The organism is Mycobacterium sp. ABE4_509, from assembly GCF_056160785.1.
Genome location: NZ_JBSWXU010000041.1, coordinates 1 through 13,475 on the forward strand (window position 1 = coordinate 1; position 13,475 = coordinate 13,475).

General features: G+C 69.3%; 15 protein-coding genes and 1 pseudogene. 6 read left to right on the forward strand and 10 right to left on the reverse strand.

Annotated elements, in window-relative coordinates; translation table 11 throughout:
- Positions 1 to 322: pseudogene (locus ACXAID_RS11435) on the reverse strand (septum site-determining protein Ssd); the annotation flags it as partial.
- A gap of 418 nt (positions 323 to 740) precedes the next feature.
- On the opposite strand from ACXAID_RS11435, the gene ACXAID_RS11440 reads away from it, so the two are divergent.
- Positions 741 to 1,598: an HAD-IB family hydrolase gene (locus ACXAID_RS11440; protein WP_475022328.1), complete on the forward strand. Its 858-nt coding sequence runs from the start codon at positions 741 to 743 to the stop codon at positions 1,596 to 1,598.
- A 448-nt stretch (positions 1,599 to 2,046) separates the two neighbouring features.
- Here ACXAID_RS11440 and ACXAID_RS11445 read toward each other — a convergent pair whose 3' ends face one another.
- Positions 2,047 to 2,790, reverse strand: coding sequence for a Fic family protein (locus tag ACXAID_RS11445; protein WP_475022329.1), 744 nt, complete (start codon positions 2,788 to 2,790; stop codon positions 2,047 to 2,049).
- Between the two features lie 157 nt (positions 2,791 to 2,947).
- On the opposite strand from ACXAID_RS11445, the gene acs reads away from it, so the two are divergent.
- Entirely contained in the window at positions 2,948 to 4,912 is a 1,965-nt protein-coding gene (gene acs, locus ACXAID_RS11450) for an acetate--CoA ligase (protein ID WP_475022330.1), read from the forward strand.
- A gap of 48 nt (positions 4,913 to 4,960) precedes the next feature.
- Here the strand turns inward: acs and ACXAID_RS11455 are convergent, their stop codons facing one another.
- Positions 4,961 to 5,617 (reverse strand): S1 family peptidase, encoded by a 657-nt coding sequence (locus ACXAID_RS11455; RefSeq protein WP_475022355.1) that lies wholly within the window; start codon positions 5,615 to 5,617, stop codon positions 4,961 to 4,963.
- 150 nt (positions 5,618 to 5,767) lie between these two features.
- Between ACXAID_RS11455 and ACXAID_RS11460 the strand changes: the two genes are divergently transcribed.
- Both ACXAID_RS11460 and ACXAID_RS11465 read left to right on the forward strand, forming a co-directional pair.
- Positions 5,768 to 6,310, forward strand: a complete 543-nt coding sequence (locus tag ACXAID_RS11460) for a phage holin family protein (RefSeq protein ID WP_475022331.1) — start codon at positions 5,768 to 5,770, stop codon at positions 6,308 to 6,310.
- Positions 6,310 to 7,281, forward strand: coding sequence for an alpha/beta fold hydrolase (locus tag ACXAID_RS11465; RefSeq protein ID WP_475022332.1), 972 nt, complete (start codon positions 6,310 to 6,312; stop codon positions 7,279 to 7,281). Before ACXAID_RS11460 ends, ACXAID_RS11465 begins: the two co-directional genes overlap by 1 nt.
- Here the strand turns inward: ACXAID_RS11465 and marP are convergent.
- The 4 genes from marP to nth are packed head-to-tail and all read right to left on the reverse strand — an operon-like array spanning position 7,278 to position 10,598.
- Positions 7,278 to 8,465 carry an acid resistance serine protease MarP gene (gene marP / locus ACXAID_RS11470; RefSeq protein ID WP_475022333.1) on the reverse strand — a complete coding sequence of 396 codons (1,188 nt, stop codon included), beginning with the start codon at positions 8,463 to 8,465 and terminating at the stop codon, positions 7,278 to 7,280. The two genes, ACXAID_RS11465 and marP, sit on opposite strands and share 4 nt — an antisense overlap.
- On the reverse strand, positions 8,462 to 9,244 hold the full coding sequence (locus ACXAID_RS11475; RefSeq protein ID WP_475022334.1) for an NUDIX hydrolase: 783 nt from the start codon (positions 9,242 to 9,244) through the stop codon (positions 8,462 to 8,464). The genes marP and ACXAID_RS11475 overlap by 4 nt, the downstream gene beginning before the upstream one ends.
- Complete coding sequence (locus ACXAID_RS11480) at positions 9,241 to 9,900, reverse strand: TlpA family protein disulfide reductase (RefSeq protein WP_475022335.1); 660 nt, start codon at positions 9,898 to 9,900, stop codon at positions 9,241 to 9,243. The genes ACXAID_RS11475 and ACXAID_RS11480 overlap by 4 nt, the downstream gene beginning before the upstream one ends.
- A gap of 17 nt (positions 9,901 to 9,917) precedes the next feature.
- A complete protein-coding gene (nth, locus tag ACXAID_RS11485; RefSeq protein ID WP_475022356.1) occupies positions 9,918 to 10,598 on the reverse strand; it encodes an endonuclease III in 681 nt (226 codons plus the stop codon).
- A 261-nt stretch (positions 10,599 to 10,859) separates the two neighbouring features.
- Here nth and ACXAID_RS11490 point away from each other — a divergent pair, with 261 nt between their 5' ends.
- Together ACXAID_RS11490 and crp are read left to right on the forward strand one after the other, a co-directional pair.
- Positions 10,860 to 11,153, forward strand: a complete 294-nt coding sequence (locus ACXAID_RS11490) for a hypothetical protein (RefSeq protein WP_475022357.1) — start codon at positions 10,860 to 10,862, stop codon at positions 11,151 to 11,153.
- A 124-nt stretch (positions 11,154 to 11,277) separates the two neighbouring features.
- Positions 11,278 to 11,952: a cAMP-activated global transcriptional regulator CRP gene (gene crp, locus ACXAID_RS11495; RefSeq protein WP_005138643.1), complete on the forward strand. Its 675-nt coding sequence runs from the start codon at positions 11,278 to 11,280 to the stop codon at positions 11,950 to 11,952.
- A 1-nt stretch (position 11,953) separates the two neighbouring features.
- Here the strand turns inward: crp and ACXAID_RS11500 are convergent, their stop codons facing one another.
- The 3 genes from ACXAID_RS11500 to ACXAID_RS11510 all read right to left on the reverse strand — a co-directional run bounded on the left by ACXAID_RS11500 (position 11,954) and on the right by ACXAID_RS11510 (position 13,452).
- Positions 11,954 to 12,757, reverse strand: coding sequence for an MBL fold metallo-hydrolase (locus tag ACXAID_RS11500; protein ID WP_475022336.1), 804 nt, complete (start codon positions 12,755 to 12,757; stop codon positions 11,954 to 11,956).
- Between the two features lie 81 nt (positions 12,758 to 12,838).
- Positions 12,839 to 13,294, reverse strand: a complete 456-nt coding sequence (locus tag ACXAID_RS11505; protein ID WP_475022337.1) for a RidA family protein — start codon at positions 13,292 to 13,294, stop codon at positions 12,839 to 12,841.
- Complete coding sequence (locus ACXAID_RS11510; protein WP_090278496.1) at positions 13,291 to 13,452, reverse strand: DUF4177 domain-containing protein; 162 nt, start codon at positions 13,450 to 13,452, stop codon at positions 13,291 to 13,293. The genes ACXAID_RS11505 and ACXAID_RS11510 overlap by 4 nt, the downstream gene beginning before the upstream one ends.
- Between the last annotated feature and the right edge of the window lie 23 nt (positions 13,453 to 13,475).

The following is a 13,475-nucleotide window of genomic DNA, read 5'->3' on the forward strand; positions in this document are numbered from 1 at the left end:
GTGCTGCCATGAGGTCGCGCTCACCGGCGGGCAGCGCCACGACACGGTGCGCGCCCACCGCCACCGCGGCCTGCCAGTCGTCTGCCCCGGGCTCGCCACCGCTGACCAGGACCACCCGTGCACGGCGCGGCATCCCCAGTTCGACACAGTGTTCAGCGGCGGGGCCGTCCAGCAGCACCGCCGCTGCGCTGGCCCAGACCCGCCGGCTCGACGGGGCGCCGGCGCGGACGACGTCGAGCCCGGCGGCAGCCGCGACCCGATCGATGTCGGCCTGCAGACCCCGGTCCGCGACCAGGACGAGGATGCCCACTGCGGTGCTCATGGACCCAGCGTGCGTGGCGACTCACATCCCGCGAAGACCCCGGAATCGAGACCGCCGGAATCTGTGGATCGACGCTTGGTTGTGGACAGCGCGGCCCGGCGAAAACGACGTTCCGCAACCGACTGGGAACCGGTGACCTATCCGCGATGCGAAGCCCCCAGAAAAAGGGACGACCCCCGCCAGGGGGGGAGGAGGCGGAGGTCGTCGTGTATCAGCCCCGGGGGGTCGGGCTGATGCACACCCGGCATAAGCCGAGTGATGCCCACTATACACACGCGAGAGCGGGCCGGCGCAAGTACCGCACCGGGAACAAGTTGGCCACAACCAGGAAAGATTACAGTCACGGACACCTGTCGTGAACTGCCATTTTGTCCGGTCTGCCGCAATCGGGCGCACCGCCCACCCCTATGCTGACCCTGTGACCACACCCGATCCGGCGGCAGCGGGGCGCCCGAGCGCCGGCGGACCCGAACACACCGACCGGCCCGTCCACACCGCAGCCTTCTTCGACCTCGACAAGACCGTCATAGCGAAGTCGAGCACCCTGGCTTTCAGCAAACCATTCTTCAGCCAAGGGCTAATCAACCGGCGGGCGGTACTGAAGTCGTCCTACGCGCAATTCCTGTTCCTGATGTCCGGCGCCGACCACGACCAGATGGACCGGATGCGCTCCTACATCACCAACATGTGCGCCGGCTGGGACGTCGAGCAGGTCAAGTCCATCGTCGGCGAGACCCTGCACGACATCGTCGATCCGCTGGTGTTCGCCGAGGCGGCCGAACTCATCGCCGACCACAAGCTGTGCGGGCGCGACGTCGTCGTGGTGTCGGCATCAGGCGAGGAGATCGTCGCCCCGATCGCCCGGGCGCTGGGAGCCACCCATGCGATGGCGACCCGCATGGTGGTCGAGGACGGCAAGTACACCGGCGAGATCGAGTTCTACTGCTACGGGGAGGGCAAGGTGGATGCCATCCGCGCGCTGGCCGCGCGCGAGGGTTACGCCCTCGATCATTGCTATGCCTACTCCGACTCGATCACCGACCTGCCGATGCTCGAGGCAGTCGGACATCCGACCGTGGTGAACCCGGACCGCGCGCTGCGCAAGGAGGCCACCGCCCGCAGCTGGCCGGTGCGCGCGTTCTCCAAACCGGTGTCGCTGCGCGACCGCCTGCCCGCACCGTCGACGGCCGCCGTCGCGACGTCGGCCGCGGTCGGGATGAGCGCACTGGCCGCCGGGGCGCTCACCTACTCGCTGTTGCGTCGTTTCGCGTTCTGAGAGAGCTACTTCCGAGTAGCTGAACAGTCGGGCGCAGCATCCGGCAACGATCGGAGATCGCGCCCGTTTTGACACTTGCTGTGACCGGGGTCACGTAGTACAAAGGAAGCACGGAAGCCGGGTGAGGCCAAGGCCGAGCCGGAAGAGAAGGCTCGTTCTCCCGACCTCGGCTCCCCAGCACGGGTCCCGGAACCCACGCGGAGCACATACCGCGGAATAGGTAAGAGTGTTGCGGGCCTGCGTAATTGCGAAAACCGGACAGCCATGACCGCCCTTTGGGTGGGGCCGGTCGGGTGTTGCGATTCGCAAAGACGCCGAGGCCGCCCACGCAACCCACAACGCACGCCTGGTAACCGGCGGCCCGTGCTAGCGGGCGGCGCGCCGTAGCGATGAGAATCGCTGGGAGCGCCGCCCGCTTCACGTTGCAATGGGTTTGCCCGCCGACGGTTCAGGACGACAGGGCGACGGCGATCGACAGTGCCTCGCGGGCGCCCGCATGCAACGCCTCGTTGCTGAGCACCAGCCACGCCGCCAGACCATCGGGGGTTCCCGATGCGAAACCACGCGCCGCGGCCCGATAGTCGCCGGACCGGCGCATCCAGTGCACCTCGGGCACTCCAAGACCGTGCGGGTCGAGACCGCTGGCGATGGTGATCAATCGCGACACCGCACGGGCCACCACACCGTCGGCGGTGCCGAAGGGCTGCAATGTCAGCAGTTCGCCGTGCGCGACGGCGGCCAGCACCGTCGCCGGCACCCGGGTCCCGCCGGTGACCAGGTCGGCGAGCAGTTCGAGCCGGCGCCCGGTGTCGACGTCCCCGCGGGGCCGGCCCAGCAGATCGTCGTCGACCAGGTCGCTGGCGGCCAGCGCATGCAACCGCGCCATCGCCTGCAACGGCGCCCGGCGCCAGACCCCGATCAGGGAGCCCTCCCCGCCCTCGAGCGCCTCGGCGACGCGCAACGCCCCCGCCAGCACCGGATCGGCGGGCTCGGCCGCCGAGGAGAACTGCAGTGGCCCGCCGTCGAGCACCGAGGACGCCCGGGCCGCACGGACCGCCGCCTCGGCCGCGGACTTCGGCCAGCCGCGCAGATTCACCCGGTGCCGATGAGCCCGGCCCAGCGCGTCACGCGCCTCGTCACCGGCCTGCTGCACGCCGGGCAGGTCGGCCAACGGGGCCAGCGGATCGGACACGGCGCACACGCTAGCCGACCCGGCGGCGGCGCCGGAAAAGCAGTATCGTGCCGTTGGGCTCGCCAGCCGTGACGTTCGTCGCGTCGCAGGCGCCGCCCGCAGCCCGAGATGTGAGTTGCCAACCTCAATGCAACGTTGGGTGACTACCCTCACAGTCATGACCGAGACGCATGTGGAAGCCCCGTCTTCGTACCCGCCCTCCCCTGAGTTCGCCGCGAACGCCAACGCGACCGAGGCACTCTACGAGCAGGCCGAGGCGGACCGCCTGGGGTTCTGGGCCGAGCAGGCCAACCGGCTGGTCTGGGAAACCCCGTTCACCGAGGTGCTCGACTGGTCCGACGCCCCGGTCGCCAAATGGTTCATCGGCGGCAAGCTCAACGTCGCCTACAACTGTGTCGACCGCCATGTCGAAGCCGGCAACGGTGAGCGCGTCGCGATCCACTGGGAAGGTGAACCCGTCGGCGATGCGCGCGACATCACCTACGCCGAACTCCAGGACGAGGTCTGCCGCGCCGCCAACACGCTGACCGAGCTGGGCCTGAAATCCGGTGACCGCGTGGCGATCTACATGCCGATGGTGCCCGAGGCGATCGTCGCGATGCTGGCGTGTGCGCGACTGGGCGCGATGCACAGCGTCGTGTTCGCCGGCTTCTCGGCCTCGGCACTGCGGGCCCGGATCGAGGACGCACAGGCCAAGCTGGTCATCACCTCCGACGGTCAGTTCCGCCGCGGCAAGGCCGCGCCGCTGAAGGCCGGAGTCGACGAGGCCATCGAAGGTCTCGGTGCGGACAACCCCGTGGAGCACGTTCTGGTGGTGCGGCGCACCGGAATCGACGTGCCGTGGACCGACGGCCGCGATCTGTGGTGGGACGAGACCATCCCCAAGGCCTCGACCGAGCACACCCCCGAAGCGTTCGACTCCGAACACCCGCTGTTTCTGCTGTACACCTCGGGAACCACCGGTAAGCCCAAGGGCATCATGCACACTTCGGGCGGCTACCTGACCCAGGCCTCCTACACGCACCACTACGTCTTCGACGTCAAACCCGACAGCGACGTCTACTGGTGCACCGCCGACATCGGCTGGGTCACCGGCCACACCTACATCGTCTACGGTCCGCTGTCCAACGGCGTGACCCAGGTCGTCTACGAGGGCACGCCGGCTTCACCCGATGAGCACCGGCACTTCCAGGTTGTCGAAAAGTACGGTGTGACAATCTATTACACCGCTCCAACAGTGGTCCGCACGTTCATGAAGTGGGGCCGCGAGCTGGCCTACGAGCACGATCTGTCGAGCCTGCGCCTGCTCGGCTCGGTCGGCGAGCCGATCAACCCCGAAGCGTGGCGCTGGTACCGGCTGGTCTTCGGCGGCGACAAGACCCCGGTCGTGGACACCTGGTGGCAGACCGAGACCGGCGCGGCGATGATCTCCCCGCTCCCCGGGGTGACCACCTGCAAGCCCGGCTCGGCGATGCGCCCGCTGCCGGGCATCTCCGCCAAGATCGTCGACGACGACGGCAACGAGCTCGCGCCCGCCCCCGATCACGGCGAGCACGTCACCGGTTACCTGGTGCTCGACAAGCCGTGGCCGTCGATGCTGCGCGGTATCTGGGGCGACCCGGAGCGGTTCAAGGACACCTACTGGTCCCGATTCGCCGAGCAGGGCTGGTATTTCGCCGGCGACGGCGCGCGGTACGGCAGCAACGGCGAGATCTGGGTGCTGGGCCGCATCGACGACGTCATGAACGTCTCCGGGCACCGGATCTCCACCGCCGAGGTGGAGTCCGCATTGGTCGGGCACGCCGGGGTGGCCGAGGCCGCCGTGGTGGGGGCCACCGACGAGCACACCGGCCAGGGCATCTGCGCGTTCGTGATCCTCAAGGCGCACGCCCAGGAGATGTCCCGCGAGCAGATGGTCGACGAACTGCGCTCCGAGGTGTCCCGCGAGATCTCGCCGATCGCCAAGCCCCGCGAGATCCACGTGGTGCCCGAACTGCCCAAGACCCGAAGCGGGAAGATCATGCGCCGGCTGCTGCGCGACGTTGCCGAGGGCCGCGAACTCGGCGACACCTCGACACTGGTGGACCCGAGCGTGTTCGAGGCGATCCGGGCCAGCAAGTAGACCCGCGGACCCGACTGCCGGTTCAGGCAGCTCGGCCTTATCGACGGCTCAGGCAGCGGCGCCCACCGGGACGAAGCCGCTGCCGGGCCGGCCCTTGGCCGTGATGTCGGCCAGCTGGGTGTTGAACGACATCGTGACCGCCGGGGTGTGCAGCGGGATGAACTTGATGATGCAGGTCGGCAAGTCCTCGGAGAACGCGCCGTGGATCATGCCCACCAGTCTGTTGTCGACCGTCACCGGCGCACCCGAGTCACCCGGGCCGCCGCAGACCTGGTTGACGATGGTGCCGGGCTGCTGCCCCGGCCCCCAGGTCACACCACAGGAGTAGCCGGTGGTGCGGCCCAGTTTGCACGCGACGTCACCGAATTTGGGGTCCGGCCCCAGACCGTCGATGCGGAATCCGTCGACGGTGTTGACCGGTGTGACCTTGGCGGGGTCGAACTCGATCACCGCGTAGTCGAGCATGTCGTTGCCGGCCACCATCGTGCCGACGACACCGGCTCCCTCGGCGCCTTCGGCGGCCACCACCGCGCCCGGACCGCCGCAGTGCGCGGAGGTGAAACCGATCAACCGGCCCTGATTGTCGGTGCCGATCGCGGTGAGCGTGCAGAACGTCTCACCATCGACGACAAGCCCGGACCCGCCGCCGAGCGGTACCTGGCCCTGCGCGAGGGCCGAACCGGCCGGAGCCGTCAGGAGCAACATCAGCGCCGTGATCACGGCGCGCAGGGTCAGGCAGCGGCCGCTGAACCTCACGTATCGATCCCCTATCCACCTGCCCGACCCGCCAGACCTTCTCCGACCCCGGCAGTCTATCGTCGGCCGGAATCGTTTCGTGGGACGCCACGTGGCAACATGAACCCGGACAGCAGAGGCGGGAAGGAAGCTTGCGTGAGCGATCGCAAAGACGGCGTACCGACCACCGTGACGTCGATACCGCTGGTGGACCCGCACGCACCGAAGCCCGACCCGTCCATCGGTGACCTTGTCAAAGACGCCACCGCGCAGGTCTCGACCCTGGTACGCGCCGAGGTCGAGCTCGCCAAGGCCGAGATCACCCGCGACGTCAAGAAGGGGCTGACCGGCAGCGTCTTCTTCATCCTGGCGCTGGTGGTGCTGTTCTATTCGACGTTCTTCTTCTTTTTCTTCGTCGCCGAACTGCTCGACACCTGGCTGTGGCGCTGGGCGGCCTTCCTGATCGTGTTCGGGATCATGGTCGTGGTCACCGCGGTGTTCGCGCTACTGGGATACCTCAAGGTGCGCCGGATCCGGGGCCCGCAGAAGACCATCGAATCGGTCAAAGAGATCCCGGAGGCGTTCGGCTCCGACAAACCCGGAAAGTCGGTAGCGGCGACGACAGGCGCCGAGAAGGCGGCCACCGACCCGTCCGGCTGGTAATGCCCCGACCGGACCCGTCGGTCGTACGTATCGACGGCCCGTGGCGGCATCTCGACGTGCACGCCAACGGCATCCGCTTCCATGTCGTCGAGGGCCACCGCCAGAGCGGAGCCGACGACAGGTCGCGACCGCTCACCGACCGTCCGCTGGTCATCATGCTGCACGGGTTCGGATCGTTCTGGTGGTCCTGGCGCCACCAGCTGGCCGGGCTGTCCGGCGCCCGGGTCGTCGCCGTCGACCTGCGCGGCTACGGGGCCAGCGACAAACCCCCGCGCGGCTACGACGGCTGGACGTTGGCCGGTGACACCGCCGGGTTGGTCCGCGCCTTGGGCCACAACAGCGCGACACTGGTCGGACACGCCGACGGTGGCCTGGTGTGCTGGGCCACCTCGGTGCTGCATCCGCGGGTGGTCAACGCGATCGCGGTGATCAGTTCACCGCACCCGGCCGCGCTGCGGGCCTCGGCGCTGCGGCGGCGGGATCAGGGCCGCGCGCTGCTGCCGCACCTGCTGCGCTATCAGGTGCCGATGTCTCCCGAACGCGCGCTGACCCGGCGTGACGGCGCCGAGATCGAACGGCTGGTGCGCAGCCGGTCATCGGCGAAGTGGCAGGCCAGCGAGGATTTCGCCGAGGCCGTCGACCATCTGCGGCGGGCCATCCAGATTCCGTCGGCCGCACACTCGGCGCTGGAGTACCAGCGCTGGGCGGTGCGCAGCCAGCTACGCGGCGAGGGCCGGCGTTTCATGAGGTCGATGAAGCGCCCGATATCGGTGCCGGTGCTGCATCTGCGGGGAGATTCCGACCCGTACGTGCTGGCCGACCCGGTGTACCGGACGCAGCGCTACGCACCGCACGGGCGCTACGTGTCGATCGACCGCGCCGGGCACTACGCCCACGAGGAGACTCCCGAAGCGGTCAACGAGCAACTGTGCCGCTTCCTGCGCCAGGTGTACTCGCGTCCGCCGGACTAACCGATGCAGGTGCCGGTGGTCACCCGGTCGACGTTGCCCACCCGGGCCATCTGCCGCGCCACCTCGTCGGCGGTGAGCACGAACCCGGTGTCGGCGTCGTCGACCGCCGCGCCGAAGACCACCCCGAGCACCTTGCCGCTGCGGTTGATCATCGGCCCGCCCGAGTTGCCTTGCCGCACGGTGCCCCTGATGGTGTACACCTCCCGGGTGACCGTGGTGGTGCGGTAGATGTCCGGCCCGTTGAGCTCGATGATCTCGCGCACCCGCGCCGGGGTCGCGGTGAACTCCCCGCCGCCGGGATATCCCATCACGATTCCGTCGGTGCCCGACGGCGCCTCACCGTCGGCGAACTGCAGCGGCGCGGCCGGCAGATCGGGCACATCGAGAATCGAGATGTCGGCGTCCGGGTCGTAGCTGACCACGCCGGCTTCGTAGCTCTGCCCACCGACTTCCACGGTCACACTCTCCGAACCGGCCACCACGTGGGCGTTGGACATCACCCGGTTGGGGGCGACGACGAAGCCGCTGCCCTCGAGCACCTTCTGGCAGCTCGAGGCCAGCCCGCGGACCTTCACCACGCTCGGGCTGATCGCCCCGACCACAGCCGATTCGGCCAGCGAGGCGTCCGGCGCGTCCACCGCGGTGACCGCCGTCGGTCCGAAGGGCTTGAGCACATCGTGCAGCCCGGCGGTGTCCCACAGCGACGACATCCGATTCGACGCCGTCCGCAGCCACGTCGGAGCCACCGCGTCGACCTCGGAGATCACCTTCGAGTCGCGGACCGCGGCGGCCAGGCTCGGTTGCGGCGACGAACTCAGCGCGGTGCCGAGCAGCCAGGCCGCGGTCAGCACCAGGACGAGCTGCAACGCGACGCCGACCACCGAGTCCGCGACACGCAGCACCGGGTTACGGATCGCGCCGCGTACCGCGCGGCCGAGCACCACACCGGCGATCTCGCCGATGACGACCAGAACCAGGATCAGGAACAGCGTGACGAACAGCTGGGTGCGGGGCCCGTCGATGTGGCTGACCACGTGCGGGGCCAGCAGCACGCCGGCCACCGCGCCGAGCGCGACCCCGACCAGAGCCAACAGCGAACCCGGCGCCCCTGATCGCCAGCCCGAGATGGCTGCGATGAGCGCGACGGCGAGAATGGCTATGTCCAGCCACTGGGATGATGTCATCGTTGCGCTTCACCGTAGCTGTCTTGAGTGTCCAGACGCGCCATTGCGTCGTCGAGTTCGACCACGTCGTCGGTGTCCCAGGGGGTCGACCAGCCGGCGACGTCGAGCATCGCGGCGATGACCTGCCCGGTGAAGCCCCACACCAGCATCTGGTTGAGCAGGAACGCCGGCCCGGCCGAGCGGCGGGTGTTCTCGCTGCGGTAGACCATGATGCGGTTCTCGGGGTTGACGAACGCCCGCACCGGCACCCGGGCGACCAGCTCGGTCTCGGCCTCGTCGACGACCGCGACGGGTCCGGGGTCCGGCGAGTAGGCCAGCACCGGTACGACGTGGAAACCCGAGGGCGGGATGAACATCTTCTCCAGGGTGGCCAGCGGATGCAGCCGACCGGTCGCGAGGCCGGTTTCCTCGCTGGCTTCGCGCAGCGCGGTGTGCACCGGCCCCCGGTCGCCCGGGTCGGCCGCACCGCCCGGGAACGCTGCCTGGCCGGCGTGGTGGCGCAACGTCGAGGCCCGCACCGTGACCAGCAGGTCGGCGTCGTCGGGCAGTGTCCCGGGCGCACCGCCCGTCGGCCCGGAGAACAACACCAGCACCGCGGCGTCGCGACGTGAACCGGTCAGCGCGGCGCTGGTGTTGGCGGCCGTCAGCGCGGCAAGAACCTCGGCGGGGACGCGGCGGCGGTAGGCGTTCTTGACCGCGCCGGGGCGTTCGACCAGCGGGGCCAACCATGGCGGGGCGGCGTCGGGAGACAGATCGCCGACGCGGCTGTCCCAACTCACCTCGTCACTCCAATCTTCGGGTCGACCGCCGCGGCGATTTCATCGGCGGTCGAGAACGACCGGGGCAGGATCTCGGCAACGCTACCGTCCGCGCGCAACACCACCGTTGCCGGCATGACGTTGGGTACGCGCAGCGCTGCGGCGATGAGCCTGCGGCCGTCCTGCAGAGTCGGCAGGTGAACCCCCAGTTCGGCAAGCCGCAGCAACGCCGCACTCTCGTTTTCGTCCTGGTGGACCGTCAGCACCGTCACCTCCGGTCCGACACGACGCTGGTACTCGGCCATCGCGGGCAACTCGTCGGTGCACGGGCCGCACCAGTAGGCCCACAGGTTCAGCACCACGGTTCGGCCGGCCAGCGCTTCGGCGACGTCGACCGGCGATCCGTCGCCGGCGCACTCCAGCACGATGCCCCGCAGCCGCTCGGGCCCGCGGCCCACACCGGGGCCCGGACAGGGGTCGAGGTCGGCCCGCGCCCGCGGAACCGTCAGCGCCTCAGCGGTGTCGGCGTCGCGGCGGTCGCGGGCGGTGATCGTCTCCGGGGGTACCGACCGGGAGCCGTCGGCGGCCTGGTCGTCGCCGAGTTCGGTCCACAGCGCGGCACCGAGCGCGACGAGGATAACCATCGCCACGATGCTCCAGCGGGCCGACACACTCATCAGCGGACTTCGCGGGGCTACAGCCCGGCCAGCGCCAGCAGGTGCTCGGTCTCCGGCCCCTTGACCAGCGGCGCAGCAACCAGCGGGTCGGTGGGCCCGGTCCCGAACGACGGGCAGTCTTTGGCCAGCACGCACACTCCGCAGGCCGGCTTACGGGCATGGCAGACCCGCCTGCCGTGGAAGATCACCCGATGGCTCAGCAGCGTCCATTCGCTGCGCTCGATCAGTTCGCCGACCGCGTGTTCCACTTTCACCGGGTCCTCTTCAGCCGTCCAGCGCCAGCGGCGCACCAGCCGCCCGAAGTGGGTGTCGACGGTTATTCCGGGGACGTCGAAGGCGTTGCCGAGAATCACGTTCGCCGTCTTGCGGCCCACCCCGGGCAGCGTGACCAGTTCGTCGAGCGTCGCCGGGACCTGACCGTCGAACCGCTCCACCAGCTCCTGGCCGAGCCGGATCAGCGAGTTGGCCTTGTTGCGATAGAAGCCCGTCGGCCTGATCAGCTCCTCGAGTTCGGTGCGATCGGCGCGGGCGTAGTCCAGGGCGCTGCGGTACTTGGCGAACAGAGCCGGGGTCGTCAGGTTGACCCGCTTGTCGGTGCTCTGCGCCGACAGGATGGTCGCGACGGTGAGTTCGAGCGGATCGGTGAAATCCAGTTCGCAGTACACGTGCGGGAAAGCCCGGGCCAGGGTGCGGTTCATCCGGCGGGCCCGGCGGATCAGGCCCAGCCGGGTCTCGGCCTCCCACTTCCGGGCCGACGCGCGACGAGCGGGTTTGGCGGCGGCGCGGCCACCTGCCGACGGCTCGTTCACAGTCACCAGACAAGCGTACTGACGCGGTGCGACACAGCCGGGAACCGACCGGTCCATACCGTCGGCAACTCGTGATCCCGCTGAGATGTTGGACCTGTTAACTACTGCTTCGTGTCGTGGTTGCTCGTCGGGCTCATTCCCGGGTTGCTGATGTTGGCGACCTTCGGGTTGCAGCGCGTGGAGTCGACGCTGGGCCGGGACACCGTCTCGGCCGCCGACGTCGCCGAATTCCTCGAACACGCCAAGGCCAACGGGGCCAGCGACCGTTCCGGCACTGAACCGCACCCGGCCCGGCGGCGGCTCTCGCCGCGGATGACGGTGCCGATGACCGACCTGAACGAGGTCGTCGCGGGCGTGTCGGAGTGGCCTTTGCCCACGCCCCACCACCCGCCTGCCCGCCCGAATACGGAATTTCACCAGACCCGGCATGCCGATCGTGTGTAGCGTGAGCTGGTCACGCTAGGGTTCATTGCCGACAACGTCGGCGTGGCTACCTCTAGACTGATCACACGATCTTTCGAGGTCGGCTTGCGCATGTCTGAACACCGAACACCTTAAGAGGGGCAACGTGGACGAGATCCTGGCCAGGGCCGGAATCTTCCAGGGGGTCGAACCCAGCGCCGTATCCGCGCTGACCAAGCAGCTGCAACCCGTCGACTTCCCGCGCGGACACACCGTGTTCGCCGAAGGGGAGCCCGGCGACCGGCTGTACATCATCATCTCGGGGAAGGTGAAGATCGGCCGGCGCTCGCCGGACGGTCGGGAGAACCTGCTGACGATCATGGGCCCGTCCGACATGTTCGGCGAGTTGTCCATCTTCGATCCCGGCCCGCGGACGTCGAGCGCGACCACGATCACCGAGGTGCGGGCGGTGTCGATGGACCGCGACGCGCTGCGCGCCTGGATCGCCGACCGCCCCGAGATCGCCGAGCAGCTGCTGCGGGTGCTGGCGCGTCGCTTGCGCCGCACCAACAACAACCTCGCCGACCTGATCTTCACCGACGTGCCGGGACGGGTGGCCAAGCAGCTGCTGCAGCTGGCCCAGCGGTTCGGCACCCAGGAGGGCGGGGCGCTGCGGGTGACCCACGACCTGACCCAGGAAGAGATCGCCCAGCTGGTCGGAGCGTCCCGGGAGACGGTCAACAAGGCGCTGGCCGATTTCGCCCACCGCGGCTGGATCCGGCTCGAGGGTAAGAGCGTGCTGATCAGCGACTCCGAGCGGCTGGCGCGCCGAGCGAGGTAGCTCAGCGGCGCAGGTAGTCCAACTGCGCCTGCACGGAGGACTCCGCCGCCTCCCACAACTTCTCGTCGACGTCGGTGTAGACGTGCTCGACCACTTCGCGGGCGCTGGACTGCTCCCCGAGTTCGGCCAGTGCGGCGCGGACCTGGTCCAGGCGCTGCTCGCGGTGGGTCAGGTAGTCCCCGCAGACCGCCGCCAGATCGTCGAGGTCGGGGCCGTGCCCGGGCAGCACCGTGCGGCCTCCCAGGCCGCGCAGGCGGCGCAGCGATTCCAGGTAGTCGCCGAGGTCACCGTCCTCGCGGTCGATGACCGTGGTGCCGCGGCCCAGCACGGTGTCGGCGGTCAGCACCGCACCCTTCCCGTCGCTGCGGGCGTCATCGACCAGGAACGACACCGAGTCGGCGGTGTGGCCGGGCGTGGCCATCACGGTGATCCGCAGCCCGGCCGCGTCGATCACCTCACCGTCGCTCAGCGGACCGCCCAGACCGCGCAGGAACCCGCTGCCGACCGAACGCACCACCGCACCGGTCAGGTCGACGATCCGGTCGATCCCGCCGGTGTGGTCGTTGTGTTTGTGGCTGATCAGCACCAGCGGTATCGGCCCCAGGGCGGCGAGCCGCTCGATGTGCTCGTCGTGGTCGTCGGGTCCCGGGTCGACGACGACCATCTCGTCGCTGCCCGGGCCGCGCAGCACCCAGGTGTTGGTGCCCTCCAGGGTCATCAGACCGGGGTTTTCGCACAGCAGCACCGAGGCACTGTCGGTCACCGGCCTCAGCAGGCCGTAGGCGGGATGCTCGAGCCCGCTCACCGGTCAGGCGACCTCTGTCTGATCGTCGCTCACGCGACTCCTGCCCGATCGTCGCTCACGCGACTCCTGCCCGATCGTCGCTCACGCGACCTCGACAATGATCTCGACCTCGACCGGAGAGTCCATCGGCAGTTCGGAAACGCCGACCGCCGACCGGGCATGCGCACCGGCTTCGCCGAACACCTCGCCGAACAACTCCGAGGCACCGTTGATCACGGCCGGCTGCCCGCCGAAACCAGGCGCGGAGGCGACGAAGCCGACCACCTTGACCACCTTGACCACCGCGTCGATGCCGACCAGGGCGTGCACTGCGGCCAACGCGTTCAGTGCGCATTGGCGCGCCAGTCGCTTGGCCTCCTCCGGGGAGACCGCGTCGCCCACCTTGCCGGAGACCGGCAGGGTGCCCCCGGTGATGGGAAGCTGGCCCGCGGTGTAGACGAGGTTCCCGGTGCGCGCCGCAGGCACATAGGCGGCGACCGGGGGGACAACCTCGGGCAGCTCGATACCGAGCTCGGCCAGGCGCGCCGAGGTGCTCACTTCGGACGCTTCAGGTAGGCGACGTGCTGTTCTCCGGTCGGGCCGGGCAGCACCGAGACCAGCTCCCAGCCGTCCTCGCCCCACTGGTCGAGGATCTGCTTGGTGGCGTGCGTCAGCAACGGGACGGTCGCGTACTCCCAGCGGGTCGATTCACTCATGTAGCCGAGCTTATCCGGCACCC